The sequence below is a fragment of the Granulicella arctica genome (assembly GCF_025685605.1).
GTDB classification, from domain to species: Bacteria; Acidobacteriota; Terriglobia; order Terriglobales; family Acidobacteriaceae; genus Edaphobacter; species Edaphobacter arcticus.
Genome location: NZ_JAGTUT010000001.1, coordinates 2,805,664 through 2,832,038, shown reverse-complemented (window position 1 = coordinate 2,832,038; position 26,375 = coordinate 2,805,664). Strand labels below are relative to the sequence as shown.

Sequence of the window (26,375 nt, the reverse complement as noted above, 5' to 3'; positions counted from 1 at the left end):
AAAGCGCTACGTCGCGGTCACGTTTGCGAGACATTGCTCCAAAACACTGCTCAATGTCTCGATAGCCTCTGGTGAAACGCCCTGCCAAAGCTGCGCTTCAATGCCTTTGATCACACGATCGGCGGTCACCAGCAACTCCTCACCGGCAGCCGTCAGCGATGCCGTGACAATGCGATCATTCACGCTGTCCTTGCCGCGCACAATCCAGCCGCTCTCCTCCGTCTTCTGGATGAGCGCCTGCATCGTTTGCGGCGTCACCTCGCAGGCGCGGGCAAGATGCGCTCCCGAACTACCCGGCGCACTGCGAATGGCCCAGAGCAGTTGGATCTGCGCCTTCGTCGCACCGAACGGGCGAAGCTGCTCGTCAATCTCCGTGCGGAAATGAAGCATCAACCGTTTCATCAGCCGTGCTATCTGGCGACGGCTTGCTTCCAGTTCGGTCTTCTCAGTTAATTCGCACATATCAGTCTCCTGAGATAATATCAGGAGACTGATATGGCAACGCTCGCCCAAGTTCGGCCGCTCACGCTCCCCCAGTGGAAGCCAAAGCATAATCCGTGGGCGATCGCCCTGACCGTCACGCTTGCGACTTTCATGGAGGTTCTCGATACCTCGATCGCAAACGTTGCGCTGCCGCACATCGCCGGTTCGCTCGGTGCAAGCCAGGACGAAGCAACCTGGGTTCTGACAAGCTATCTCGTGGCGTCGGCTGTCATCCTGCCAATCTCCGGCTGGCTTTCGAATCGCTTCGGCCGCAAGCGCGTCTACATGACCTGCGTCACCGTTTTCACGCTCTGCTCGCTGCTCTGCGGCATTGCGCCGACGCTGCCCTTCCTCATCCTCGCTCGAATTCTGCAAGGCCTCGGCGGCGGCGGTCTCGCACCGAGCGAGCAGGCCATCCTGGCCGATACCTTCCCGATCGAGAAGCGCGGACAAGCCTTCGCAGTCTACGGGATGGCGGTCGTCTTCGCCCCGGCGATTGGCCCAACGCTTGGCGGCTGGATCACCGACAACTTCAACTGGCATTGGATCTTCTTCATCAATCTGCCCGTCGGACTGCTCTCGCTTTACCTCTCGAACCGTATGGTTGAAGATCCGCCGCACTTGATCGCACGCAAAGAGGCCTCAAAGCACCTCAAAGTCGACTTTATGGGCCTCGGTCTGGTCGCGCTCGGCGTTGGCCTCCTCGAGTTCACCCTCGATAAGGGGCAGGAGAAAGACTGGTTTTCCGACCCGATGATCCGCTTTACATTCTTTACCGCGATCATCCTGCTGGTGTGGTTTGTCTATTGGGAGTGGTTTCATCCCGACCCGATCGTCGATATCAAGCTGCTGAAGAACCGTAACTTCGGCACCGCCGTCTTCCTGCAGTTGATTCTCGGGATGGTGCTCTTCGGCTCGACCGTGCTGATTCCGCAGTATCTACAGACGCTGCTCGGCTACACGGCCGAACGGGCCGGGATGGTCCTGTCACCCGCAGGCTTCGTCCTAATGGTCATGATGCTGATTGCGGGCAGAACCGTCGGCAAGGTGGACCCCCGCGCCATGGCCGCCGCAGGTTATTTCTTCACGGCTGTGGGCGTCTACAACCTGACGCGACTGGACCTGACGACTTCCTTCGGAGCCGCTACTGAGTGGCGCATCCTGCAGATGATGGCGCTGCCATTTATCTTCATCCCGATCAGCACGCTTAACTACGTCGGGGTTCCAGCGGACAAGTCGAACCAGATCTCAAGCCTCTCGAACTTCGCCCGCAATATTGGTGGGAGCGCCGGCACCGCGCTCCTCACCACGTTCATTGCCCGCACGTCACAGACGCACCAACAGGTCCTCGGCTCAAATGTAATCCGCGGCAGTGTTTCCTATCGCATCTATATGGCCCGCATGACCGAACTACTCACGGCCGGAGGCATGTCTGCCGCACAGGCCAGCCAGACTGCCATCGGCACAGCCTATCGCCAGATGCAGTCGCAGGCGACGATGCTGAGCTATCAGAATGCCTTTGTTGTGCTGTCGGCTTTGCTGTTCATACTCGTGCCGCTGCCGTTTCTGATGCGCCTCCCGAAGAAGCGCGAGAAGCCGTCCTGAGGCGGCGGGCGGGCACTAGAGCGACGCTCAGCCAGCCTTGAACATCTGCTTGATGCCCCGCAACGCTTGACGCGTTCGCTCTTCGTTTTCGATGAGCGAGAAGCGAACGTGGGTGTCGCCGTGGTCGCCAAAACCAACCCCTGGACTCACCGCAACCTTTGCATCCAGCAGAAGCTTCTTCGAAAACTCGATGGAGCCGAGGGCTGCATACTGCTCCGGGATTCGCGCCCAGACGAACATGGTAGCCTTCGGCAGAGCGACGTTCCAGCCGAGTTTGTTCAGCCCGGGAACAAGGCAATCGCGGCGGCATTTGTAGTTATCGACGATGTCGGCGACGCAATCCTGATTGCCTTCGAGGGCCGAGATCGCTGCGACTTGAATGGGCGTAAAGGTTCCATAGTCGAAGTAGCTCTTGATCCGCCCGAGGGCCGCAACAAGCTTGCGATTGCCAACCATGAAGCCGACGCGCCAACCCGGCATGTTGTAGCTCTTCGAGAGCGTAAAGAACTCGACTGCAATCTCCTTCGCGCCGGGGACCTCCATGATCGAAGGCGCGCGATAGCCGTCAAAGACAATGTCTGCGTAGGCAAGATCGTGAATGATGTAGATGCCAAGCTCTGTGCAGAGCGCGACGATGCGCTCGAAGAACGGCAGGTCGACACACTGTGTCGTCGGATTAGCCGGGAAGTTCAGGATCAACAGCTTCGGGCGTGGCGACATGCGCGGAAGATCATGCTCAAGCTGCTCGATCAGTGCGTTTGAATCCTGATCAGGAGTTTCGTCGATGGCGATGCTTTGGATCTTTGATCCTGCGATCACCGGTCCGAAGATATGAATCGGATAGCTTGGATTCGGGACTGCAACCGTGTCCTCGTCGTCGAGCACGGCGAGGCAAAGGTGGGCGATGCCTTCCTTTGAGCCGATTGTGACGATGGCCTCCTGCTCGTGATCAAGATCAACGTTATAGCGGGTCTTGTACCAGTTGCAGATCGCCTTGCGCAGACGGGGGACGCCGCGCGAAAGCGAATAGCGATGCGTCGCCGTCCGCTGTGCCGCTTCAATCAACTTGTCGACGATTGCCTTGGGTGTCGCGCCATCGGGATTGCCCATGCCGAAGTCGATGATGTCTTCGCCACGCTTGCGGGCCGCGGCTTTCAGTTCGCCTGTGATGTTAAAAACATATGCGGGGAGGCGCGTCAGCCTTCTAAACTCTTCCATTGTGCCGGGAGGACTCCTGAATCCTAAACTCTATTTTGCCGTAAACAGGACCTGCAGCGGGAGTGACTTCGGTGGGTAGCACGCCGCATGGTCGCACGCCTGATAGTGCAGCGTAGCCGCGACCGTGTGCTCACCGGCGTCGGCAGTCACAGGAAGCTTGATCGTGAACTCACCCGAGTAGACGTCCAGCTTTTCGGTTGGTGAGAAGCTGAAGCTGAACTCCTGCCCCGTCGAGTAGATAGGCGTTCCCTGCGTCACGCCGCCGAGCGGTTCAGTCTTAAGAGCCGTCGGGATCAGAAACTCTGACTTTGGCGTGTGGGAGTTGACATGGTATCCATCGACAACCCGGAAATGCAGGTCAACCGTCGACTTCTTCCCTGCTGCCACGCTCTGCTGCTCCGCCACATAGACGACGGTGTTCTTTGGCTTGACGGCATCCTGCGCGATCATGGGCAGGAAAGCGGTCGACACAACCGCAACCGTGATGATGCTCCGAAGCTGCATCACTGACCACCTGCCACAGGGACGGCGCCGTTCCCGGCGATCAATTTCTTGATGTTCGCCTCGATCTCGTCTCTGGAGCCCAGTCCAGCCGTCTGCTCCTGCACGATGCCCTTGCCATCGACGTAGAAGGACATGGGAAGGTAGTCGATACCGCCGTAGGAGTCCGCAATCTTGCCGTCGGTCAGGAGAATCGGGTAGGTCGCTCCGAGTTTTTTGGCCGACTTGGCGATCTCATCCTTGCCCGCGTCATCCTCGGCGATGCCCAGCACCTCGAAGCCCTGCCCTTGGTACTTGGCACGAAACTCCTCAAACCACGGCATCTCGAGCTTGCAAGGCGCGCACCAGGTCGCCCAGAAGTTGACCAGCACCGGCCGGCCCTTGTAATCCGCCAGCGAGATTTTCTTGCCATCGAGCGTGACCAGCGTGAAGCCCGGTGCAGCCTTGCCACGCAGTTGCGGAGGCGCATCTCCATCAGCAGTCGGTGATCCATCCTTACCGGGCGTGGCCGGAGCCAGAACGATACGGTTCTCCTGCGCCTTCTGGAGCGCCAGACGCCGCTCACGGAGGTTATGCCATCCAGCCCACAGCATGAGGGAGATCCCGACGACAAAGACAACGATGACCAGCGCACTTCGCTTCATTGCGATTCCTCTCGGCACAGGTGTTCCATATCAACCTGTTGCCTATCTCAAGTTTAGTCGCAAAGCGGGAGGCGTGGGCCGTTAGAAGTTTGCAGGAAGCATACGATCGTACGTGGTTCGCACAATCCGGTAGCATTCGCAGGCGGCACTTTCGAGGCCTACACGGTTGACGATCTGGATGCGGCCACGCGTGTAGTCGATCCACCCGGCACGCTGCAGGCTTCCGGCAGCCACCGTAACGGTCGAGCGGCGGGAGCCAAGCATCTGCGCCAGAAACTCCTGTGTAAGCTGCAACATATTCGATTCCATGCGATCGGCAGAGGTCAGCAACCATCGCGCCAGGCGCGCCTCAACCGGGTGCAGCCGATTGCAGAGCACAGACTGCGTCATCTGGGTCATCTGCATGTAGAGGAACGAGTGGACTAATTGGGCGAGTTGTCCACCCTTGAGAAACTCCTCACGAAAGACAGACATGCGGATACGATAGCCTGCACCTGACCCTTGCATGATGACGGAGTGCGCCATCTGCGGATAGCCCAGCAGACCGACGACACCGGCGAAACCTTCGCGCCCAGTCACGCCAACCTCAACCGAATCACCGCTCTCAGTCAGGGCGTCTGTCGAAATCAGGCCGCTGGTCGGGAAGTAAAGGTTCTCAATATCCTGGTGTGGCTGCGAGAGATGGAAGCCTAAGGGAAGGTCCAGCGGAACGAGGAACTTCGACAGGTAGTGGAACTGGGCTTCGGGCATCTGCGCGAGGATGTAGTTACGCGGCCTCGCCAGACCATTACCAGTTGAGGGTAGAGTCACTTGCGAGTCCGTCGTTTGCGGAGACGACGAACCGCGCGATCCCGATACCTCATTACCCCTCAGATTATCTTTCGACAAAACTTCCCCAGACACAAAACCTGCCCCATTTCGATCTCAAGGTCAGTTGCAGTAGCCTTGAACATACGCTGGACATTCGCCTTAGTCTGTCTTACAGCAAACATAAGCCTAAGGATTTGTCCCTAAGAATGAAGGAGTTCCGCATTGGCAGGGATGACGGAGCAACCCTGCCGGGCCGTGGCAGGAGAACCTTAGCACCCCATTCAAGCCTTATCGGCTCGTTCACCCGGGGAACGAACGGTAAAATAGGGCTTCGATGGCTCATCCCGCCGTCATGGAAGGTTGTTCAAGTCTATGCATCGCTGGTCACAGCTTTTTATTCCCACCCTACGCGAGGCCCCGGCCGACGCGGAGGTCGCAAGCCACAAACTGCTTCTGCGCGCCGGATACGTTCGCCAGCTCGGAGCCGGCATCTACAGCTACCTCTTCCTTGGGAACCGGTCCGTCAACAAGATCGTCGCCATCGTTCGCCAGGAGATGGACCGAATCGGCCAGGAGTTTCTGCTGCCTGCCTTAAATCCAAAGGAGGTCTGGGAGGCCAGCGGCCGGTGGGATGGCATGGGCGACAACATGTTCCGGCTCAAGGATCGTAAGGGCGCCGAGCTCTGCCTCGCCATGACCCACGAAGAGGTGGTGACCGACATTGCCCGCAAGGAGTTGCGGAGCTATAAGCAGCTTCCGCAGATCTGGTACCAGATCCAGACCAAGTTTCGCGACGAACCCCGTCCCAAATCGGGCCTGCTGCGCGTGCGCCAGTTCATCATGAAGGACGCCTACTCATTCGATATCGACGAGGCTGGACTGGACCTCTCCTACCAGAAGCACGACGAAGCCTACCGCAAAATTTTCACGCGCTGCGGTCTGAAGTTCGTCGCGGTCGAGGCAGACTCCGGCGCGATGGGCGGCTCGCAATCGCAGGAGTTCATGGTCTACACCGAGGCAGGCGAGGACCTGATCGCCAGTTCGACCTCGGGATATGCGGCAAATCTGGAGAAGGCTACCTCGCGACCCTTCGTTATCGAAGATCTAGCGCCGTCCGGGGACGGGACGCCCGAACTGGTCCATACGCCCGGCTTCCGCACCATCGACGAGGTCAGTGCTTTCCTCCAAAGCGCTCCCCAGCACCAGATCAAGACGATGGCTTTCACCGCCATCATGCCGTCCGACAGCAAAATCGGTGCCGAGCGGTCCGTCGTCGTGTTCCTGCGCGGCGACCATACGGTAAATGAGGCAAAGCTGCTGGCCATAGCAGGCGCCGCAGAGCTTCGCCCCATGACGCCCGAAGAGATCGCCACGGTCTTCAACGCGCCTGCCGGCTACCTCGGACCGATCGGCATCCCAGCCGCACCGCACCCGAAGAAGCCCGGTACGCTGGTAATCCTGGACGCCGCGCTCGCTGACCGGACGAACCTGATCGCCGGTGCGAACCAGGCGGAATACCACCTGCGCAATGTGACTCCCGGCCGCGACTTCAAGCCGACCGTGACTGCCGATGTACGCAACATCCTTGAGGGCGAGGGCTGCCCCATCGATGGCAGCCCGCTGCGGCTTGGCAAGGCGGTCGAGATTGGCCATATCTTCAAGCTTGGCTATAAATACTCAAAATCCATGGGTGCCTCCGTGCTGAACCGCGATGGCAAGGAAACCACGCCGATCATGGGCAGCTACGGCATCGGTATCGAGCGCATCCTGACCTCCGCAATCGAGACCGCGGCAGCCGAGAACGGTGGCGCAAGCTTTGCATTGCCTGCTGCCATTGCGCCGTTTCAAGTGGTCGTGACGATTACGAACATTGGAGACGCTGCCCTGCTCGCAGCAGGCGAGACGATTGCTGAGGACCTTGATACCGCCGGATTCGACGTTCTGCTTGATGATCGCGACGAACGAGCGGGCGTGAAATTCAAAGACGCGGACCTCGTCGGCATTCCCTACCGCATCAACATAGGGAGAGGTGTTGCTGAGGGTAAGGTCGAATTTATCGATCGTCTCACCTCGACCAACAAGGACATCGCTCTTGACCAGGTAGTCGCAGAGCTTCGCAAAACGCTTTCAGCCTAACGGCAAACGATATGTTCACCCAGTTCGTCTGACAGAAAGAAGCCCTTGGCCGTCAAACTCAAGCTTGGCAATCCCTCTCGTTCTCCGCAGTCGACCAGCTTTCGCTGGCGCGTGGCGCGTGTCTTTCTTGTGGCGATCCTGGCCGTTGTGCTGATCGGCGCGTGCATCTTCGGCTACCTGTATCACCACTATGAGAACGTGGTCGACGATCGGCTCGCCGCAGGGCCGATGTTCGCCAGCGTGGCACAGATCTACGCCGCGCCGCGCGAGGTCCGCACCGGGCAGAAGATGACGGTCGCCCTGATCGGGCAGGACCTGCGCCGGGCCGGCTACAACAGCAACCCGCAGCTTGGATCATTCGAAGTCAATGGTGACAACATCCTCATCAAGCCGGGTGCAGAGAGCTACCACTCGACCGACGGCGCGACGATCAGCACAGCGAACGGTGTCGTCCAGAGCATCACCGCAGAGAATGGTGCGGCACTGCGCGCCTACGAGCTTGAGCCACAACTCATCACGGCACTCTCAGAGGACAAGAACCGTACGAAGCGGCGGCTTGTGACCTATAAGAACATTCCGCCCCGCCTCGTTCAGGCTGTCACCGCGATTGAAGATCGTCGCTTCTTCGAGCATGGCGGCATCAACTACGTCCGCATCGCGAAGTGCGCGGTGCAGGACGTCCTGGCGCAACGCATGAACTGCGGAGGATCGACGCTGACGCAGCAGCTTGCGCGCGGCTTCTTCCTCTCGCAGGATAAGAAGATCTCCCGCAAGATCGCCGAGGTGATGATCACCTTCCAGCTTGAATCTCACTTCAGCAAACAGCAGATCTTCGAGATGTACGCCAACCAGATCAACCTCGGCCAGCGCGGATCCTACGCGGTCAACGGAGTCGGCGAAGCGGCACAGGCCTTCTTCGGCAAAGACCTTGGCCAACTCGATCTCGCGGAGTGCGCGATGGTCGCCGGGCTGATTCAGAACCCCAGCCGCCGCAATCCGTATCGCCACCCCGATCGTGCCATGGAGCGACGCAACCTTGTGCTCGACTCCATGGTGCAGACGGGTGCAATCACGGAAGCGGAGGCCAGCCGCGCCAAGGCCGAGCCCATCCATCTTGCATCGCAAAATGTCGAGGCCAGCGAGGCGCCGTACTTTGTCGACCTCGTCCATGAGCAGCTTTCACAGCGCATGAGCGATCAGGATATGAGCCATGCGAGCCTGCGCATCTACACCTCGCTTGACCCCGAGTTGCAGCGGGCCGCCTCAGAGGCAGTTGATGTTGGCATGAAGAATGTCGACGAACTGATCCGCAAATTGCACAAGACCTCAAAAGGTGGTCCGTCCGCCCCGATCACCTATCCACAGGTCTCCCTCATTGCCCTCAATCCCCACACAGGTCAGGTGCTCGCGCTGGTTGGCGGGCGGAACTACGGGCTGAGTCAGTTGAACCACGCAGTGTCCAAGCGGCCTACCGGATCGATCTTCAAACCGTTCGTTTACGCCACGGCCTATAACTCCTCTCTCAATAGTCAATCACTCGGCGAGGGTGGAGTCTTCACTGCCGTCACCAAACTCAACGACGATCCCCAGGACTTCAGCACCGGAGGGCAGTCCTATACGCCTGGCAACTTTGTCCGGGGCGAGTACCCTGGCATGGTCACCGCCGCCACTGCCATTGAGCACTCACTGAACATCGCCACCATTGCCCTTGCGCAACTGGTCGGTTATGAGAACGTAGCTGCCCTCGCACGTTCTGCTGGCATCACCGCTGCCCGTGCTACACCGTCGGTCGCTCTTGGAACCTATAGCGCATCTCCGCTCGACATGGCCGGCGCGTACACAACCTTTGCCAATGGCGGCGTCCACCTTACCCCGTGGCTGCTCGCAAGCGTCCGCAACACGGCGGGCGACATCGTCTCCGACTTCGCTCCCGAAGCCCGCCAGGTTATGGACCCTCGCTCCGCCTATCTCACCCAATCTCTGCTCGAAGGCGTGATGGCGCGCGGCACCGGATCTGCCGTCCGACGACTCGGCTTCACCGCTCCCGCAGCTGGCAAGACGGGAACCTCACACGATGTCTGGTTCGCCGGATACTCGTCCAATCTCCTCTGCATCGTCTGGGTTGGCAACGACGACTACACCGATATCTCGAATGGCCTGGCAAAACCGGTTCAGGGTGCGGATACCGCCGCTCCCATCTGGGCGCAGTTTATGAACCGCGCCATCAAGCTTCCGCAGTACTCCGACATGAAGACCTTCACGGCTCCGAGCGGGGTCACCACGGTGCGCCTCGATAAGGTCACCAACCTGCTCGCGGATGCTTCGTGCACGAACAACTACACGGCCGCTTTCCTCGACGGTACGGCTCCCCAGGGGACCTGCAGCCAGATGACCGAAAATCCGCAGAGTCTCATTCAGAGACTCTTCGGCGGTGGCACCAACGCGGACCAACCTCCGGCAGCATCGGTATACCCGGGCAATGCGCCTTCACCAAACTCGCCTGCAACGCAGAAGCCCTATCGCCCTGCGGTGCCGGTCGATCCAAACGTTACGCCCTCGGCCGATCCTGCACAGCCCAAGAAGAAGAACTTCTTCAAGAAGCTGTTCGGTGGCTCCGGCGATAAGCAGCAGCAGACGCCACCTCCACAGCCGCCGCAGTAGACGTTAGCAACCGACCTTGCGGCGACGAGGCGACATGGTTCGCCCGACCGGTGCGGTGTTCTGGGTGCCTACCGGGGTCTCGGAGCCAGCCGCAACTTCCCCTGTGTTGATCGCGACCCATGGTTGGCACTCCGGGCACCAGTAGGTTGATCGTGCCTGCTCTCCCTGCTTGCGCATCATGACCTTTGCGCCGCATCGCCGGCACTCCTGGCCCTGCCGTCCATAGACCCAGAGGCGCTCCTCACGATTGTTCGCGTGGGTTGTGCGCCGATTGCCCGAGTAGGTAATGATCCCGTCGCCTGAGCCATCGAGCACATTGGCCTTCATGTATCGCTGCGAAACCTCGGCCATGACATCCAGTTCTTTGGGCGTCAACGTCTTCATGGCTCGGAACGGATTCACACCAGCGGTGAACGGAACCTCGCTTTTATAAACATTGCCCAGCCCGGCAAGTACACGCTGGTTCAGCAGCACGACGCCAATCTCCGCGTCGGGGTTTGCCAGGCCATACTGCCGCAGCCGCTCCACACCGCTCTCCACCGTAAAATCAGACGAAAGAATATCCGGCCCAAGCTTGGGAATCTGACTGTTGCGCTCAAGCGTCCGCGCCGTATAGAACTCGACGATCGGAACGTTGAAGGCGATGGCCTGCCAGTCCGCCGTCGTGATCACGACGCGCATCCGCTCCCGCCCCATCCACCACTTCTCGCCAGTTCGATAGAGATGCCATGTGCCGCTCATCAGCATGTGCGTGACGAGAATCAGATCGCCCGAGAAGTAGATCAACAGCCACTTGCCATGTGACGTCACCTTCTCGACGGTTCGGCCGACGATGGGCGTGTCATCGTTCACCCTCGCAATCTTCGCGAGGCCGGTGTCGAAACCCGTGACGACCTTACCGCCGATTGCCTTCTGGATCGCGCGGGCTGAGCGATAGATGGTGTCGCCCTCAGGCATTCGCGACCGCCTCTCTTGGAGAGCCCGGCAGCGGCGGCAGATTCCTGCGTACATTGAAGCCAAGCGGTGCGGCATGGAAGCCTGCATCGAGCAGGAAGCGTGCGAACGGATGCTCGGCAACCGCAACGCCGTTGATGCTGGTAATCAACATTCCAACGCGCGCACTCGGATCACCTCCCTGCTCCTGCACGCGATGCACCAGAAACTCCGCGAGGCTGCGCGCCACCTGCGAACGCTGCGGATCTTCCTCCGGCAGAAAGATCTGGAGGTTTGGATTGCCGCGCCGCAGGTAGCCCACCAACGCGCCATCCGCGAGGATCACCCTGGCCCCAACGCTGCGCGTCAACGAGGAGCCAGCATCGGGAGCCGTGGGCCACCGCAGCAAAGCGCCATACGGATTCGCCGGATCCGTCGCCGCAAGCTGCAGCATTTCGGCGCGATCATCCTGATTCGCTATCCGCAGGCTACGCAGCAGATCGACCGCCGCAGGCATCGCAAACTGTGTAGCGCCAAGGTCTGCGGCAAAGTATCCACGTCGAATCTTGCCACTCTCTTCGAGCGCCTTCATCACGTCATAGATCGCCGAGAAGCCGCCAGGTAGATTTTCCACATGCGCGGTCTCGCGAAAGACCACACCATAGCGCGTGAGCAGCTGCTGCGCAATCGCATGCGACCAGGCCGTAGCCGATCGATCTGTCTCGAACGCGACGGCCTGCAACGACCAGCGACCCTGCGCCGTAGGTGGCGTGGTGCGGCGGCTTCGGAAGCCTGTCTGCTGATGGACACGCCGGTTCGGCTTGGCATTGCGACCGCTACTCGCCGCAGGCTTATCGCAGTAGGCACGCAGCGCTGCAAGGCCATCGTTGCGAAGCAGTCCCTTCCACACGAGCGACCACAAAGCGTCAAGCGTCTCACCCGGGTATCCGCCGCCAAGCCCTTCGTGCAGATCCCCGAAGAACGAAGCACCATTGCGCCGCAGGTAGGCGATGATCTCCTCCTCGCGTGTCGCCACAGCTTCAACGACAGGAAGGATCACGCCATCCGCATCGCGCATTGGACGCTCCGGAGCAGCGGGCGGCATCACCGGCCAGAGCTGTGACAGCCTTTCAGCGAGGTAAAGCCCGATGCGTCCATCCCGCTCGCCAATCGGATCGAGCCCGCACCACACGACCTCACCCGCAGCGATCAACGTGTCTAGATCGGCAGGCTTGTAGTTCAGGATGCGCGACGGCAGGATCTCCGTTTCGAGGATCGATGCAGGCAGCGGTGCTCCTTGCAGATTCTCAATCACATCCAGCAACGCATCGAGTCCGCGTCTCGGTTGGACGACTCCCTGCCACCGTGTAAACAGCCGAGCCAGGGTCTTCTGCTCGACTGGCTCCACCTCCTTGCGAAGCCGCGCAAGCGACTTGCGCCGGATGGATCGCAGCACCTCGTTGTCGCACCACTCGCGATGAATACCACCAGGTCGAAAGCCGCCTTCGATGATGCGTCCGGTCTCGACAAGCCGGTTCAAGGTAGCTTCCACACTGACAACCGGGAGCGAAAAACGGTGCGCTACATTCTCAATCGTGAATGGTCCATTCGTTCGCGCGAAGCGACGAAGAAGATCGAGCAGAGCATCCGGCACGACATTCAAGAAGGCTGTGGGGAGACCGGGCGGCAGCGGCACACCAAGCGCATCGCGATAGCGCGCTGCGTCCTCCACAGCGATCAGGCGCTTCTCACCGGCTACCGTGACTTCGAGGACACGCCGCGCACGCATCAGTCGCGTCACGCTCTCCGCAACCTCCTCCGAGACACTCCGTGCACGGAGTTCCACACGGTTCAAATCGCCGAGGCGAAGCAGCAGATCATGGACGCCGTCCATCGTGCGCGCCCTGTAGGTCTCTGCCGTGCACTGCAGTTGCTCTTCAGTCTCCTCGATGGCGTTCAGGTCGAGCAGTTCGCGCAGATCCGCGTCGCCCATCAACTCGCGGAGCTGATCCTGATCGATCGAGAGCGCCTGGGCACGGCGTTCGGCCAGCGGCGCATCGCCATCGTAAATGTAGTTCGCCACGTAGCTGAAGAGCAGCGCGGATGCAAATGGTGAAGGTGTGCGCGAATCAACCGTATGCACGCGCAGACTACGATTGCCGATGCTGCGCAGCGTCTCCATCAACGCTGGCATATCGAAGACATCGCGCAGGCACTCACGGTACGCTTCGAGCAAAATTGGAAAGGACGCATAACGCGAGGCGACGCTCAGCAGGTCGTAGGATCGCTTACGCTGTTGCCAGAGTGGAGTGCGTCCGTCGGCGCGCCGACGCGGCAGCAGCAGCGCACGCGCTGCGCTCTCACGAAACTTCGCAGCGAAGAGTGCGGTCGATCCAAGCTGACGCAGAACCAGCTCCGCAGCCTCCTCCGGCTCGGGCAGAACCTGCTCGACGTTGGGTGCCTCGTCCGTCTCGGGGAAGCGCAGAACAAAGCCATCTTCATTCCACATCGTTTCGACTTCAGCACCGCCGTTTGCGCGGATCTTCGCTGCGACCGCCATGGCCCACGGCGCGTGGATGCGACTGCCAAACGGCGTAAGTACACACATCCGCCAGTCCCCAAGCTCGTCGCGAACGCGTTCAATCACGATGTTGCGATCGTCTGGAACAACGGTGGTGGCAAGCTCCTGATCGGCTAGATAGCGCAGTACATTCTCAGCAGCACCCGGCTCAAGGTCATGCTCCTGCGTAAGGCGCGTGATGGCCACACTGCGAGGCATATCGCGCAACTCGCGAATCAACGCACCGATGCGCCGGCCAAACTCAATCGGTCTACCTGCACGATCGCCATGCCAGAACGGCATCTTGCCCGGATCACCCGGCGCAGGCGAAACCAGAACCCGATCATGGGTGATCTCTTCGATCCGCCAGGTCGACGCGCCGAGGATGAAGGTGTCCCCGGTACGCGATTCGAAAACCATCTCTTCATCCAACTCGCCCACCCGGATCGGCTTCGCAGGCGACCCCGCAAGAAAGACACCGTACGATCCGCGATCGGGAATCGTGCCGCCGTTCAGAATCGCAATGCGCTTCACACCGCTACGAGGCGTCAGCCAGTTCCGCGTGCGGTCCCACGTGATGCGTGGCCGCAACTCGGCGAACTCGTCCGAAGGATAGCGACCGGCGAGCATATCGAGAACGCCGTCGAAGACACCTTGCGCCAGCGCAGCATACGGTGCAGCACTGCGGATCAGCGCCAGCAAACCGGCATAGCTGATTCCCGGACTCTCCTCCTCTTCGGACTTGTGCTTCGTGCGCCGCTCCGCATCCGCCTCGTTCAACGGAGGATGCGCAATCACCGCGACCATCTGCTGCGCCAGCACATCGAGAGGATTCCGCATGAAGCGCGTCGACTCTACATGCCCTTCGTGCATCGCCCGCGTCACGGCTGCGCACGCGATCAAATCAGCCCGGTACTTCGGAAAAATAATGCCCGTCGAAGGCGCACCAACCTGGTGACCAGCGCGCCCGATCCGCTGCATCCCACTCGCGACCGACGGCGGTGCTTCAATCTGGATTACCAGGTCGACCGCACCCATATCGATCCCCAACTCAAGCGATGAGGTCGCGACCAGCGCGCGAATCTTTCCCGCCTTCAACAGCTCTTCAATCTCACTCCGCTGCGCCGCCGCCAGTGACCCATGATGGGCCCGAGCAATCTGCTCCCCTGCCAATTCATTCAACGCACCGGCAAGCCGTTCGGCCACGCGGCGCGCATTCACAAAGATCAGCGTCGACGTGCGCGAACGAATAATCTCCAGCAACCGCGGATGAATAGACTGCCAGATCGACGTCCGCTTCGGCCCCTGTGACGCCGGTCCACTCGGCTGATCCTGGATCTCGCCGAGCTTCGCCATGTCCTCAACCGGAACCTCGACCTTCAGCTCAAGAACCTTCCGCGCTCCCGCGTTGACAATCGTGACCGGACGATACCGAGGCGCATGAACCCCCGCATCCGCCTTGCGATCCCCCTCATCGCCAGCCACTTCCATCAACACACTCGAGACCTCAGCATCGATCTCCGCAGCCTGCGGGAGTGCCGTCGCAGCCTCGGCAACAACCTCGCCGCTCGTGTCTGCACCACCGAGAAAGCGCGCCACCTCCTCCAGCGGCCGCTGTGTCGCCGATAAGCCAATACGCTGCAGCCGGCGGCCCGTCAGCGCCTCTAGTCGTTCAAGCGACAGCGCCATATGCGCTCCTCGCTTGCTCGGCACCAGCGCATGAATCTCATCGATAATCACCGTCTCAACCGAGCGAAGCGACTCTCCCGCCTGCGACGTCAGCAGCAGGTACAGGGACTCCGGCGTCGTGATCAAAATGTCCCCGGGATGCCGCACAAAACGCGCTCGCTCCTTAGGCGATGTATCGCCGGTCCGCACGCTGATCTCCGGCATGCGCACCGCGACACCCTCCCGCTTCGCCATATTCGCGATACCTGCCAACGGGGAGCGAAGATTCCGTTCCACGTCAGCTGCAAGCGCTTTGAGGGGCGACAGATACAGGACTCGACATCCCTTAACTGCATCCGGAGCGGTCCGCAGCATCAGCTTGTCGAGACACCACAGGAACGCCGTCAGCGTCTTGCCCGTGCCCGTAGGCGCAAGGATCAACGTCGACTCACCGCGAGCAATCGCAGGCCAACCCTCCACCTGGGGTGCCGTGGGGCCGTCAAAGACCGCGCGAAACCATGCCGCCGTCATCGGATGGAACAACGCCAGCGCAGCGTCCGCAGCCGCCTCCAAACTCACCGCGACGGGAGCTGGACTTGCAGTCTTCTTTGCAGCGGCTTTCTTCGGAATGGAGGGAGTCCGTGGCATCAATAGCTTTCAGCAGAATACTCGCTGCATTCCTGAGTTCGATGCAGAACAACCGCACCCTGTCCATCCTGTGAACAGACCATGTCACTTGCCACGACACGCTACAGCCGATAGCCTCAGACATCATGTCGACAACCCCCGAAGACCGCAGCGGTCTGAGCACCGAAACGATCGCCGAGCTTCACAAGCAAGCCGTCGCCGTGGCCGGGCAAGCCTACGCGCCCTACAGCAACTTCCGTGTAGGCGCAGCCCTCCTGCTCGCGACCGGCGAGATCGTCATCGGCTGCAACGTCGAGAACGCCTCCTACCGGCTCACCACCTGCGCCGAGCAATCGGCCATCGCCACCGCCGTCAGCCAGTACGGCCCCACCATCAAGCTTCGCGCCGTCGCCGTTGCCAACCTCAATGGAACAGCCAGCCAGCCCTGCGGTGCCTGCCGCCAGACCATCCTCGAGTTCAGCACGCCGGAGACCTGGATCTTCTACCCGGCCGAAGACGGCACCATCGCCGTCACCTCGATGAGCGAGATGCTCCCCGCCGGCTTCCATTTGGCTCACTAACCTTATGACAGAGCCCATCTACCCCATCGACATCCTTCGCCACAAACGGGATGGCCTCAGCCTCTCCGACGCCGAGATCCAATCTTTCATCCGAGGTGTCGTCGACCACACCACGTCCGACGCCCAGATCGGTGCCTTCCTCATGGCCGTCTGGCTGCGTGGTCTAGACGCCCGCGAGCTCGCTACCCTCACGCAGACCATGCGCTTCTCCGGCGAGGTCTTCGACTCCGCACCGCTCCACGCCTTCACAGTCGACAAGCACTCCACCGGCGGCGTCGGCGACAAGACCTCCCTCCTCATCGCGCCCATCGTCGCCGCAGTAGGTTTCGCCTCCTCACCACGCCTTGCCGTCCCTATGATCAGCGGTCGCTCCCTCGGCCACACCGGCGGCACGCTGGATAAGCTCGAAACCATCCCCGGCTTTCGCACGCAGCTCTCCCTCAAGGAGTTCGCCGAGGTCATCTCCCAATGCGGAGCCAGCATCGTCGGCCAGACGCCAAGCCTCGTCCCCGCGGACCGCATCCTTTACGCCATGCGTGACCACACAGGCACCGTCGAATCTCCCAACCTCATCTGCGCCAGCATCATGAGCAAGAAGCTGGCCGCCGGTCTCAACGGCCTAGTCCTCGACGTAAAAACTGGCAGCGGTGCCTTCATGAGCCGCTACGAAGACTCCAAACACCTCGCCCGCCTCATGGTCGCGACCGGCGAAGCCGCAGGCACGCGCACCGCCGCCCTCCTGACCTCCATGGACGAACCCCTAGGACGCTTCTCCGGCAACTGGGTTGAGGTCCGCGAATGCATCGACATCCTCAAAGGCATACGCCATCCCATGAGCGCGGACCTTATCGAGCTATCGAATATCCTCGCCGGATGGATGCTCTATCTAGGAGGCCTCGCAGCCACACCCGAAGCCGGTACAGCCCTCGCCGATGAAGCCCTGCAAAACGGCTCGGCCTACAAAGCCTGGCTCGCCATGGTCGCCCTGCAAGGTGGAGACGTTGCTGCCTTCGACGATCCAGCTGCGCTCCACAAACCGACCGCCACACGCATCCTCTCCGCCGAACGCAGCGGCTATCTCGCGGCCATGGATTGCACCGAAGTAGGCTGGTGCGTCCAGCGCCTCGGGGCCGGTCGCACCACACCCGGGGAGCCCGTATCCGCTGCTGCCGGCATCGAGATGCACGCCAAGCTCGGCACCTGGATTGAAGCCGGTCAGCCCCTCTGCACCCTCTTCAGCGACGACGCCAGCCTCATCGACGAACCCTTCACCATGCTCCGCCGAACCCTCCAGATCGCCGATCAGTCCCCCGTCCGCCAGCCCATAGTTCGCAGCATCATCACGGCGGAAACGCTCCGCTAACTGCCACAGCACATCCCTTTGTGACGGATTCGTTACACTAGCGACACCGTTCTCAGCCAGCGACTACACACAGGGAGCACCTCTTGGCACGATTTACCGGTCTGCTTGGACTCATCACGTTTCTCGGCCTTGCCTACGCCTTCTCGACCGATCGCCGTGCCATTCGCTGGAGAACGGTTATCTGGGGACTCGGCCTGCAGATCGTCTTCGCCTTCATGGTTATCAAGTGGAACGCCGGCCAGGTGATCCTGCATCGGGTCTCCGCCGTCATCACCTCGCTGCTCGCCCACTCAGTCGATGGCTCCTCGCTCGTCTTCGGCCGCCTCGGCACCCCCGGTGATTCGCTTGCAGTGCTTGCCTTCGCCGTGCTGCCGACCATCATCTTCATCTCGGCCTTCTTTGCGATCCTTTATCACATTGGCCTGATGCAGCAGATCATCCGTGTCGTCGCTTGGATCATGCAGCGAACGATGGGCACCTCGGGTGCCGAGAGTACCAACGTTGCCGCCAGCATCTTCATGGGCCAGACCGAAGCCCCGCTCACCATCCGTCCCTTCCTCGCGGGCGCGACCCGCAGTGAGCTTATGGTCATCATGACCTCCGGCATGGCGCACGTCTCAGGCGGCATCATGGCGGCCTACATCAGCTTCGGCATCAACGCGCAGGACCTGCTCTCCGCCGTCATCATGACCGCGCCCGGCACCATTCTCATCGCCAAGATGCTCGTCCCCGAGACCGAAGTTCCCGCCACCGCAGGCACCGTCCACATGCCACCAAATGAGGAGCACAAGAACGAGAACTTCATCGCCGCCATCGCGCGCGGCACCATCGATGGCGGTCAGCTCGCTTTCAACGTCGCCATCATGCTCATCAGCTTCGTCGCCCTTGTCGGCCTGTTCAACGCCATGATGCTCGGCATCTCGAACTTCGCCTGGGCCCATGGAAATATTCCCTTCCCTCACTCGCTCAACGCGATCCTCGGCGTAGTCGGCGCTCCCGTCGCGTGGCTCATCGGCATCCCCTGGCACGACGCCCGCACCATCGGCAACCTGCTTGGCACCCGCACCATGATCAATGAGTTCGTAGCCTTCACCCAGCTCGGCGCGATGAAAGCCACGCTGGCCCCGACCACCTTCTCCATCGCCACCTTCGCCCTCTGCGGCTTCGCCAACGTCGGCAGCATTGGCATGCAGATCGGTGGCATCGGCGCTCTCGTCCCCAATCGCCGCAACGACCTCGCCCAGCTTGGCCTACGCGCCATGCTCGCTGGCACCATGGCCAACCTGATGTCCGCAAGCATCGTCTCGATGCTCATCAAATAAAGTAGAGATTCCATGACCGATATCTTCAGCAATGCGACCGCAGCAGTCTCCTACATACAGACGCAAATTTCGCTCGCTCCGACGTTAGGCATCATCCTCGGCTCCGGCCTTGGCGGCTTCGCAGATCATGTCGACAATGCTGTAGCGATTCCATACGCCGACATTCCGCACTTCCCGCAGTCGACCGTAAAAGGACACTCCGGGCAGCTAGTAATTGGGACCATCGCAGGTGTTGCTGTCGCCGTCATGCAGGGCCGTGTTCACGCGTATGAAGGCTACCTGATGGATGAGGTCACCTTCCCGATGCGTGTGCTTGGACTCCTTGGCGTGCGCTCGGCCATCATCACCAACGCTGCCGGAGGCATACGCGCCTCGCTCAAGCCGGGCGAACTAGTCGCCATCGCAGACCACATCAATCTCACCGGAACGAACGCCGCGCTTGGACCCAACGAACCGCGCTTCGGCCTCGCAGAAGGTTCAGGCCAACGCTTCTTCGACATGAGCACGGCCTACGCCTTAGGCTTCCGCCGCATGGCCATCGATGAAGCCATACGCCAGGGCTTCACCCTCACCGAGGGCGTCTACCTCGCTGTCCTCGGCCCCAGCTTTGAAACGCCCGCCGAGATACGTGCCTTCCGCACCCTCGGAGCAGACATGGTTGGCATGTCGACCGTTCACGAGGTCATCGTCGCCCGCCACATGGGAATCGAGGTGCTTGGGCTGTCACTCGTCACCAACATGGCTGCAGGGATCGTGGATGAGCAGATCGATCACGAAGAGGTGATGGAGATTGGTCGAAGCGTCGAGAAGCGGTTCACCAGCCTGCTCACGGCGCTCGTTCCACAAATTGTTTCCGAGAGCGCGACCTAAGCGTGAGTGCCGGCGAACAACTTCCGCTCTACCACCAGCGTCCTTTCATCCTTGGCATCGGCGGCTGCTCCGGCTCCGGCAAGACGACGCTTGCCCGTGAGCTAACCTCCCAACTCAACGCCACGCTGCTTCCGCTGGACTTCTACTATCACGACCTCAGCCACCTGCCGCCTGACGAGCGCGCGCAACAGAACTTCGACCACCCTGACTCGCTCGAATCGGATCTCCTCGCGCACCACGTCGCCACGCTCGCAGATGGCCGTGCGATCGATCGCCCCGTCTACGATTTTGCAACTCATAGCCGTGTCGCGGGCGTGACAGAAAGCGTGCAGACGGCCAAGGTGCTCATCGTCGAAGGCATTCTCGCGCTGCACTACGAGTCGTTGCGCAAGCTGTACGACTTCAGCATCTACGTCAACGCTCCACACTCACTCTGCCTCACGCGACGAATCCACCGGGACGTCCGCGAGCGCGGTCGCTCAGAGGCCTCCGTCCGTGATCAATACGAGGCCACGGCGCGACCCATGGCCGATATGTTTGTACTCCCGTCCGCAGCACACGCTACGGTAACGGTTGAAGGAACAGACGCACTCGACTGGTCGGTAGAACAGATACTCCAACGACTTCGCCGGGCAATTACTTGACAAACCCCACCCTCAGAGCAGGTTCTCCAACACTCAGAAAGAGTCGCAGAGTGTGCACCAGGACATACCTAACCCACCTGTTTTGAAGACTTTCGTACTTAGGTAGGGGGAGGGGGGTCATGGCCGTTCTGGGGCGTTCGCCAGACCTTCGGGCCAATGACTCTTCTCATAGCGACGCTCAATCTCCGACGCATATTTTGGCCGATCTGCAAGACTGCCATGAAGCTCGGACACCGCAGCATGAGCACTCTGGGACAACACAAAACGATCCTCTCGCTGCAAGACTTCGCCACCGAACTTGATCTGCGCTTTAAGCTCGTGCAGCCCGAGACATTGAAAGATGTGCGGTCCAAAGAGAGCATCGCCCACAAAGCAGACATCGCGTCCAACAATCGCAGTTCGATCTCTCTCGCCTACCTGAAACTGCAACGCAGCCGTTCGAAGCGGAATCCCACCGTTCAGCACCGAGTGAAAAAGTCCTCGCCGAAATGGGAGAACCTGCTCTCCATCCGTCGTCGTTCCCTCCGGAAAGAAGAGCACTGGAAGACCGCTCGCGTACGCTTCGGCCATCATCCCATTCACCTCGGAATGCTCCTGCCGAAGCTCGCCCGGTCTACGATCCTCTGACCTCTGCACATAAACGGTTCCAGCCTGCGCAGTCAGCCAACCTAAAAGCGGCCAACTCCGAAGCTCCTTCTTAGCCACCATCACAAAAGGAGTTGTTGCGCTGTAGAGCAGAATATCGAGATAGCTGAGATGGTTTGAGACAACGGCTCCGCTGGTCGGAAGCGAACCCTTAATCGTACATTCGATGCGCAGCGCATTCACGATGCGATGACACCAGTTATGAATCCAGATCGCACCTTCCGCACCGACCTTCGGCCTGCGAATACGACCGTCGATACTCGCCGCAATCAGCAGGATAAGAAGATAAGCGCTTCGATACAGCGAACGGCAGAGCTTGCTCATACGCGAAGCCACCGCATCGACTTAGCAGCCCTCGAGAAAGCGTGTTGCCATGCGCGGATGAAGCGTCTGCAGGTCAAGCAAGGTAAGGAAGTCAATCGTCTTGAACTCCCGATCAATCGCAGGAGCACCGCAGATCTTGGCCCCGATCGTAAGATAGGCACGCAACAGCTTCGGCGCTCGCATACCAAGCATCGGCTTACTGCTGGCAGGAAGCTTGAACGCAGTTGTAGGAACCGTGAGCAGATTTGGCTCCACCATAAACCCCCGCAGCGACTCGTACACCGCATGACCCATTTCAGGATCCTGCGAGGTCAGGCTGCAGCAGCCCATCATGTATCTTCCACCATTCGCGAGTGCGTACCGAGCGATGCCGCGCCACAGAAGATGCAGCACCTCGGTCGAGCGATGGTCGCGCTGAATGCAGGCTCTACCGAGTTCCACGATCTGCTCTCTCATGCCAGCGAACGGAGCAAAGTCAAACTCCTGCTCGCTGTAATAGCCGAAGTATCGGCCAGCAACATCGCCCATCTGGATCCGATAGGTTCCAACGATCTCGCCGGTCGACTTCTCCTCGACGATCAGATGGTCGCAGACCTGGTCGTAGCGATCGACGTCATAGCCATCAACGTAAGCCGATTCAAGACCTTCCTGCATCTCCAGGTTGAATACCAGGAAGCGAAGGCGAAATGCAGCAATGCGCTCTCGATCCGTAAGCGCAAGACGAGCCACGTATGCTCCTGTCTCAAGCCGAATGTCCTTCTTGGATGGAAGCTGATCTACGGTCGAGACATCAGGAAGCAGGGCTGGAATCGAAGTGGAGACGAAGACAGGAGCGGACTGACCTGCAGCAATAAGCATCGACTCTCCTTGGAACGTTGTGGCTAGAACGTTGTGCAGCCAGGAGCTTTCGATACCATCTTGCGGGCGCTTCTGTAACAGGTCGTCTCTATTGGGTGAACATTGGTTGAATCATTGATTGCATTTCGTTTACAGAATCAGAGTGGCTTCAGTAGAAGGACAGCCGCGTGCGCCTCGATTGCTGCTGCCTTTCTATGCATCAAGTCACTTGAAAACCTGATCGGCGCATCACCGAAGTGGACGTCAACATGGACGCCGCGCAATCCGAGGAAGGTGAAGATGTGCGTGAACATCGGGAGATTGCCCCAACTCACGTTCTCCTCAACCGAGACATCGGACCCATTGTTCGCACCCATCGTGTACTTGATGTAACCAGCGGTGATTGGCTCTCCAGAAGCCATCGCCTGCGAGAGGAGACCAGAGCGAAACGGCAACATTTCCCTTCCACTTGTCGTCGTTCCTTCGGGAAAGAAGACCACCGGCAGACCAGCTTTCGAAACGGCCTTCATGCCAGCGCTCGCGCGCAACGCGGATCCACCTCGACCACGCTCTACGAAGACTGTGCCTGACATCGTCGTCATCCATCCGAGAACAGGCACGCTGACGAGTTCAGCCTTGGAGACAAAGACGCATGGATGAAGCGACGCAAGCATCACGATGTCGAGGTACGTCTGGTGATTGGTGATGAGCGAGCCTCGCTCTGGAAAGCGCCCGTGAACGGTAACGGTTATGCCCATGCGCCGCATCGAGCGAGCACAGAAGCGATGAAGCCAGTCTGCGCGTTTCTCCCTGGTTGAGGGTCGCTTGAGGATCAGTTCAGTTCCTGCTTCTACGAACATTCCAGCCAGCATCAGGCTTCTGAAGATCGATCTCGTACCTCTCCCTACGTTCAAGACTCTCTCGTTTCTTCGGCGTACGCTGCTGCTGTGCGTCCCAATTTGACGTCATTTCCTTGTCATCGAAGCGTTGTTACGCAACTTTGTCATGCACCGCGCACTCTATCCTGTTGATACGTGAACGAACCCATCCATCACGGCTGGCTCTACCGCCGTTTCATCCTACCCGTCCTTGCCTTGCTGCGGATGGGAGCGAGCCCGGAGAAGCTTGCCTGGAGCATCGCGATCGGGTTGATGATTGGCATCAACCCGTTACTCGGCAGCACGACGATCCTTTGCCTTGCGATTGCATTTGTCTTCCGTCTCAATGTTGCTGCCTCGCAGCTTGCGAATCATGTCGTCTACCCGCTTGAGATACTGCTGGTCGTTCCGTTTATCCGCGTTGGGAGTCGTCTCTTTCATACAGCACCGTTGCCGCTCTCTCCGGGTTCTCTGCTCAAAGCGGCTCGTGTCAATCCCATCGCTCTTACGCGTCAACTCTGGCTTTGGGAAGGTCACGCTTTGCTGGTGTGGCTTGTGTTGGCCATCGTTGCTGCACCTCCACTTGCCCTTGCTCTCACTCCGATTTTGAGACGCCTTCTGATCCGCATCGATCGGCATCAATATCCCATTCTGCCGTCAGACTCTTCGCTCTAGCTTCCTGCCTTTGCTGGTCGATACTCAGGCACTGGATCGGCGGACTTGATCCATGCGGTGTAGATGATGTCGCGCAACTCTGTTGCTCCTGCAGCTAGTTGCTGATCGACCATGGTCTTGCCGTCCGGCGTTCCTGCTCCTTTGAATGCTCCCGTCTTCTCCAGCTCGTAGACCTTTTCGACCAGCGTATGTGAGTGTCGAAGATAGATTACGTATTCGGCGAAGACGTCGTTCAGGACGACTGGCTTGGCTGCGATCAACGGAGCTACATCGGCTGGCTTCACGTTCGCGGCAACGAAGTCACTCTCGAACTGTGCGTGGATGTGATGCTCTGTCGTGTAGCCATTCGGATTTGGCCCCGTCCATCCGTTGTATTGCATGGTTGTGTGGAGGGGCATGGAGCCGTCCGCTACGTAGTGGCCTAGCCAGCCAGCGAGAAAGGTGATCTCACACTCGACTGGTTTGGTGTCCTGCTTGGCGGCGAGAAGCGTTCGGTAGTCGCGCATGGAGCTCTTGAGCCGCTCGTAGATCTCGATAGTGACGTACGGCTGCAGACCTACCTTTTCGGGGGTCAGCGGAATGTCTGGATGTGCTGCTTGGGCGGCGGCTAGAGCGCGAATGAAGTCGTAGCGTCGGCGCGGCAACGTTCCAACCAGGTCTGCGTATTCGAGGTCGATGAAGTGCTCGGGCGCTTGTGCGGCGTTCAGTTCAGGCTCTGCGGGCGAGCGCCAGCGATCGGGCTCAGGACCGTAGTAACCCAGCGCGTCGATGGCTGCGGGCGAGCGCAGGAAGGCTGGAACGTCTGCGGGCAACGCGGTGCCTGCCAGGCGATTGATCAGCTTGTGGCCGTCAGAACCCCATGCAAACGATGGCTGTGCGGTGACGATCGGGAGCAGAACAACTGCTGCTGAGAAGCGAAGTGCGGAGAGGAGTCTGCCCATGGGCAAAGTATATAGAGGCTTCATCTCTCAGACGACAACGACGCGCTCGGCGGTCTCGCTACCGAAGACTTGTCTGTAGCGGGCGATCTCTTCGGTTGGGCCGGTCGCTTTGCGGGGATTGTCGGACAGCTTGACGGCAGATCGTCCGTTGACGGTCATTAGCTTGCAGACGAGGCTGATTGGGTCGAGCACGGTTTCGCCGCGCGGATGGCAGTCGCGGAAGTCATTTGTGAGCAGCGTTCCCCAGCCTGAACTGAAGCGGATGCGGCCGTTGAAGTAGGTGTGGAGACGGAGGATCTCTTCGACGTCGAGGCCGTCGGAGGCGATGAGGAGCTTCTTTCTGGGGTCGCGGCCGCGGGCTTCGAGCCAGGCGATGTACTCGTCTCCGGCGAGGATCGGGTCTTTGCTGTCGATGCGCTGACCCGTCCAATCGGCGACCCACTCAGGTGCCCCGGCGAGGAACTGGGTCGTGCCGAAGGTGTCGGGGAGGAGGATGAGGAGCGAGCCTCCGTAGCTCTGCTGCCAGAGATCGAGGACGCGGTACTGAGCCTGGCGGAGTTCGGCCTCGGTGTTGGCGAGGGCGGCGAGGGCCATGGGGAGTTCGTGGGCGTTGGTCCCGATGGCTTCGAGGTCGTGCTTGTAGGCAAGGAAGGTGTTGGAGGTTCCGCTGAAGCTGGCGCCCAGGCTGACGCGCATGGCTTTGACGGCGTACTCCTGCCAGAGAAAGCTGTGTCTGCGGCGGGTTCCGAAGTCGGAGACGCGGACTCCGGGGACGGTGCGGAGGCGCTCGATCTTGTCCCAGAGCTTGGTCTTGGCTCGGGCGTAGAGGACGTCGAGTTCGAGTTCGGTGAGCTGGGAAAGAGCGCTGCGGGTGCGCATCTCGTTGACGAGCGAAAGGGCGTAGACCTCCCACATGGTGACTTCGCGCCAGAGGCCGGAGAAGCGGATGGAGAGCTTGCCGTCGTGCTCGGTGACCTCGTAGTCGGAGAGCTTGAATCCGTGTTCGAGCCAGTCGAGGAAGTCGGGCTGGAAGATGCTGCGGGTTCCGTAGAAGGTGTTTCCGGCGAGCCAGACGAGTTCGGAGCGGCCGAACCTTAGGCTGCGGACGTGCTCCATCTGCTCGATGAGAAGAGTTGTGGAGACCTGATCGGCGAGTTCGACGGTGGTGGTGCGGTTGACGATCTCGGAGGTCACGTGGACGTCTGAGAAGTTCTTCCAGATGAACTGGAGCATGAGTAGCTTGTAGAAGTCGGTGTCGAGGAGGGAGCGCACGATGGGGTCGAGCTTCCAGTTGTGATTGTCGGCTCGCTCTGCGAAGTTGACCTGCACTTTTGGCTCTCCCCCTTGGTCTTCTGTCGTTAGGGTACCTTAAATGTTTTTCCTCTAAAGTCCAAAGTCGTCAAAACAAAGAGTTTAAGTCTGGACTAGTCAGAGGTCGAAACGACGCAG

21 protein-coding genes are annotated in these 26,375 nt (G+C 60.0%); 9 read left to right on the top strand and 12 right to left on the bottom strand.

Annotated elements, in window-relative coordinates; translation table 11 throughout:
• Positions 1–6 precede the first annotated feature (6 nt).
• A complete protein-coding gene (locus tag OHL20_RS12030; RefSeq protein ID WP_263383420.1) occupies positions 7–462 on the bottom strand; it encodes a MarR family winged helix-turn-helix transcriptional regulator in 456 nt (151 codons plus the stop codon).
• Between the two features lie 33 nt (positions 463–495).
• Between OHL20_RS12030 and OHL20_RS12025 the strand changes: the two genes are divergently transcribed.
• On the top strand, positions 496–2,088 hold the full coding sequence (locus OHL20_RS12025; RefSeq protein WP_263383419.1) for a DHA2 family efflux MFS transporter permease subunit: 1,593 nt from the start codon (positions 496–498) through the stop codon (positions 2,086–2,088).
• A 27-nt stretch (positions 2,089–2,115) separates the two neighbouring features.
• Here OHL20_RS12025 and alaC read toward each other — a convergent pair whose 3' ends face one another.
• From alaC to OHL20_RS12005, 4 genes are all read right to left on the bottom strand, one after another.
• Positions 2,116–3,306 carry an alanine transaminase gene (gene alaC, locus OHL20_RS12020; RefSeq protein ID WP_263383418.1) on the bottom strand — a complete coding sequence of 397 codons (1,191 nt, stop codon included), beginning with the start codon at positions 3,304–3,306 and terminating at the stop codon, positions 2,116–2,118.
• A 30-nt stretch (positions 3,307–3,336) separates the two neighbouring features.
• Positions 3,337–3,810: a protein-disulfide reductase DsbD N-terminal domain-containing protein gene (locus OHL20_RS12015; protein ID WP_263383417.1), complete on the bottom strand. Its 474-nt coding sequence runs from the start codon at positions 3,808–3,810 to the stop codon at positions 3,337–3,339.
• Positions 3,810–4,451, bottom strand: a complete 642-nt coding sequence (locus OHL20_RS12010) for a redoxin domain-containing protein (RefSeq protein WP_263383416.1) — start codon at positions 4,449–4,451, stop codon at positions 3,810–3,812. The genes OHL20_RS12015 and OHL20_RS12010 overlap by 1 nt, the downstream gene beginning before the upstream one ends.
• Positions 4,452–4,532: 81 nt before the next feature.
• Complete coding sequence (locus OHL20_RS12005) at positions 4,533–5,261, bottom strand: Crp/Fnr family transcriptional regulator (protein WP_263383415.1); 729 nt, start codon at positions 5,259–5,261, stop codon at positions 4,533–4,535.
• 372 nt (positions 5,262–5,633) lie between these two features.
• On the opposite strand from OHL20_RS12005, the gene OHL20_RS12000 reads away from it, so the two are divergent.
• Together OHL20_RS12000 and OHL20_RS11995 are read left to right on the top strand one after the other, a co-directional pair.
• A complete protein-coding gene (locus tag OHL20_RS12000) occupies positions 5,634–7,397 on the top strand; it encodes a proline--tRNA ligase (RefSeq protein WP_263383414.1) in 1,764 nt (587 codons plus the stop codon).
• Between the two features lie 45 nt (positions 7,398–7,442).
• On the top strand, positions 7,443–10,058 hold the full coding sequence (locus tag OHL20_RS11995) for a PBP1A family penicillin-binding protein (protein ID WP_263383413.1): 2,616 nt from the start codon (positions 7,443–7,445) through the stop codon (positions 10,056–10,058).
• Positions 10,059–10,061: 3 nt separating this feature from the next.
• Here OHL20_RS11995 and OHL20_RS11990 read toward each other — a convergent pair whose 3' ends face one another.
• Together OHL20_RS11990 and OHL20_RS11985 are read right to left on the bottom strand one after the other, a co-directional pair.
• Positions 10,062–11,015 (bottom strand): Fpg/Nei family DNA glycosylase, encoded by a 954-nt coding sequence (locus OHL20_RS11990; RefSeq protein WP_263383412.1) that lies wholly within the window; start codon positions 11,013–11,015, stop codon positions 10,062–10,064.
• Positions 11,008–15,867, bottom strand: coding sequence for an Lhr family helicase (locus OHL20_RS11985; RefSeq protein ID WP_263383411.1), 4,860 nt, complete (start codon positions 15,865–15,867; stop codon positions 11,008–11,010). Before OHL20_RS11985 ends, OHL20_RS11990 begins: the two co-directional genes overlap by 8 nt.
• Positions 15,868–15,992: 125 nt before the next feature.
• On the opposite strand from OHL20_RS11985, the gene cdd reads away from it, so the two are divergent.
• The 5 genes from cdd (at position 15,993) to udk (ending at position 20,626) form a co-directional block, all read left to right on the top strand.
• Complete coding sequence (gene cdd / locus OHL20_RS11980) at positions 15,993–16,427, top strand: cytidine deaminase (RefSeq protein WP_263383410.1); 435 nt, start codon at positions 15,993–15,995, stop codon at positions 16,425–16,427.
• Positions 16,428–16,431: 4 nt separating this feature from the next.
• Complete coding sequence (locus OHL20_RS11975) at positions 16,432–17,790, top strand: thymidine phosphorylase (RefSeq protein WP_263383409.1); 1,359 nt, start codon at positions 16,432–16,434, stop codon at positions 17,788–17,790.
• Positions 17,791–17,873: 83 nt separating this feature from the next.
• The gene (locus tag OHL20_RS11970; protein ID WP_263383408.1) at positions 17,874–19,112 is read left to right on the top strand and encodes a NupC/NupG family nucleoside CNT transporter; all 1,239 of its coding nucleotides are present in this window, start codon (positions 17,874–17,876) and stop codon (positions 19,110–19,112) included.
• Between the two features lie 12 nt (positions 19,113–19,124).
• Positions 19,125–19,982: a purine-nucleoside phosphorylase gene (locus OHL20_RS11965; protein WP_263383407.1), complete on the top strand. Its 858-nt coding sequence runs from the start codon at positions 19,125–19,127 to the stop codon at positions 19,980–19,982.
• A 2-nt stretch (positions 19,983–19,984) separates the two neighbouring features.
• The gene (gene udk, locus OHL20_RS11960; protein WP_263383406.1) at positions 19,985–20,626 is read left to right on the top strand and encodes a uridine kinase; all 642 of its coding nucleotides are present in this window, start codon (positions 19,985–19,987) and stop codon (positions 20,624–20,626) included.
• A 117-nt stretch (positions 20,627–20,743) separates the two neighbouring features.
• Here the strand turns inward: udk and OHL20_RS11955 are convergent, their stop codons facing one another.
• From OHL20_RS11955 to OHL20_RS11945, 3 genes are all read right to left on the bottom strand, one after another.
• Entirely contained in the window at positions 20,744–21,595 is an 852-nt protein-coding gene (locus OHL20_RS11955; protein WP_263383405.1) for a lysophospholipid acyltransferase family protein, read from the bottom strand.
• Between the two features lie 21 nt (positions 21,596–21,616).
• Complete coding sequence (locus tag OHL20_RS11950) at positions 21,617–22,453, bottom strand: GNAT family N-acetyltransferase (RefSeq protein WP_263383404.1); 837 nt, start codon at positions 22,451–22,453, stop codon at positions 21,617–21,619.
• Between the two features lie 137 nt (positions 22,454–22,590).
• On the bottom strand, positions 22,591–23,304 hold the full coding sequence (locus OHL20_RS11945) for a lysophospholipid acyltransferase family protein (protein WP_263383403.1): 714 nt from the start codon (positions 23,302–23,304) through the stop codon (positions 22,591–22,593).
• 162 nt (positions 23,305–23,466) lie between these two features.
• Here OHL20_RS11945 and OHL20_RS11940 point away from each other — a divergent pair, with 162 nt between their 5' ends.
• Positions 23,467–23,985 (top strand): DUF2062 domain-containing protein, encoded by a 519-nt coding sequence (locus OHL20_RS11940; protein WP_263383402.1) that lies wholly within the window; start codon positions 23,467–23,469, stop codon positions 23,983–23,985.
• Here OHL20_RS11940 and OHL20_RS11935 read toward each other — a convergent pair.
• On the bottom strand, positions 23,982–24,950 hold the full coding sequence (locus OHL20_RS11935) for a phospholipase C/P1 nuclease family protein (RefSeq protein WP_263383401.1): 969 nt from the start codon (positions 24,948–24,950) through the stop codon (positions 23,982–23,984). The two genes, OHL20_RS11940 and OHL20_RS11935, sit on opposite strands and share 4 nt — an antisense overlap.
• Before the next feature lie 3 nt (positions 24,951–24,953).
• Entirely contained in the window at positions 24,954–26,255 is a 1,302-nt protein-coding gene (gene pncB, locus OHL20_RS11930) for a nicotinate phosphoribosyltransferase (protein ID WP_263383400.1), read from the bottom strand.
• Positions 26,256–26,375: the final 120 nt, after the last annotated feature.

What these genes read in the sequence shown, in the direction of transcription:
- OHL20_RS12030 (WP_263383420.1), bottom strand. Translation starts at nt 462, where the DNA reads ATGTGCGAATTAACTGAGAAGACCGAACTGGAAGCAAGCCGTCGCCAG.
- OHL20_RS12025 (WP_263383419.1), top strand. Translation starts at nt 496, where the DNA reads ATGGCAACGCTCGCCCAAGTTCGGCCGCTCACGCTCCCCCAGTGGAAG.
- alaC (WP_263383418.1), bottom strand. Translation starts at nt 3,306, where the DNA reads ATGGAAGAGTTTAGAAGGCTGACGCGCCTCCCCGCATATGTTTTTAAC.
- OHL20_RS12015 (WP_263383417.1), bottom strand. Translation starts at nt 3,810, where the DNA reads ATGCAGCTTCGGAGCATCATCACGGTTGCGGTTGTGTCGACCGCTTTC.
- OHL20_RS12010 (WP_263383416.1), bottom strand. Translation starts at nt 4,451, where the DNA reads ATGAAGCGAAGTGCGCTGGTCATCGTTGTCTTTGTCGTCGGGATCTCC.
- OHL20_RS12000 (WP_263383414.1), top strand. Translation starts at nt 5,634, where the DNA reads ATGCATCGCTGGTCACAGCTTTTTATTCCCACCCTACGCGAGGCCCCG.
- OHL20_RS11990 (WP_263383412.1), bottom strand. Translation starts at nt 11,015, where the DNA reads ATGCCTGAGGGCGACACCATCTATCGCTCAGCCCGCGCGATCCAGAAG.
- OHL20_RS11985 (WP_263383411.1), bottom strand. Translation starts at nt 15,867, where the DNA reads ATGCCACGGACTCCCTCCATTCCGAAGAAAGCCGCTGCAAAGAAGACT.
- cdd (WP_263383410.1), top strand. Translation starts at nt 15,993, where the DNA reads ATGTCGACAACCCCCGAAGACCGCAGCGGTCTGAGCACCGAAACGATC.
- OHL20_RS11975 (WP_263383409.1), top strand. Translation starts at nt 16,432, where the DNA reads ATGACAGAGCCCATCTACCCCATCGACATCCTTCGCCACAAACGGGAT.
- OHL20_RS11965 (WP_263383407.1), top strand. Translation starts at nt 19,125, where the DNA reads ATGACCGATATCTTCAGCAATGCGACCGCAGCAGTCTCCTACATACAG.
- OHL20_RS11955 (WP_263383405.1), bottom strand. Translation starts at nt 21,595, where the DNA reads ATGAGCAAGCTCTGCCGTTCGCTGTATCGAAGCGCTTATCTTCTTATC.
- OHL20_RS11950 (WP_263383404.1), bottom strand. Translation starts at nt 22,453, where the DNA reads ATGCTTATTGCTGCAGGTCAGTCCGCTCCTGTCTTCGTCTCCACTTCG.
- OHL20_RS11945 (WP_263383403.1), bottom strand. Translation starts at nt 23,304, where the DNA reads ATGCTGGCTGGAATGTTCGTAGAAGCAGGAACTGAACTGATCCTCAAG.
- OHL20_RS11935 (WP_263383401.1), bottom strand. Translation starts at nt 24,950, where the DNA reads ATGAAGCCTCTATATACTTTGCCCATGGGCAGACTCCTCTCCGCACTT.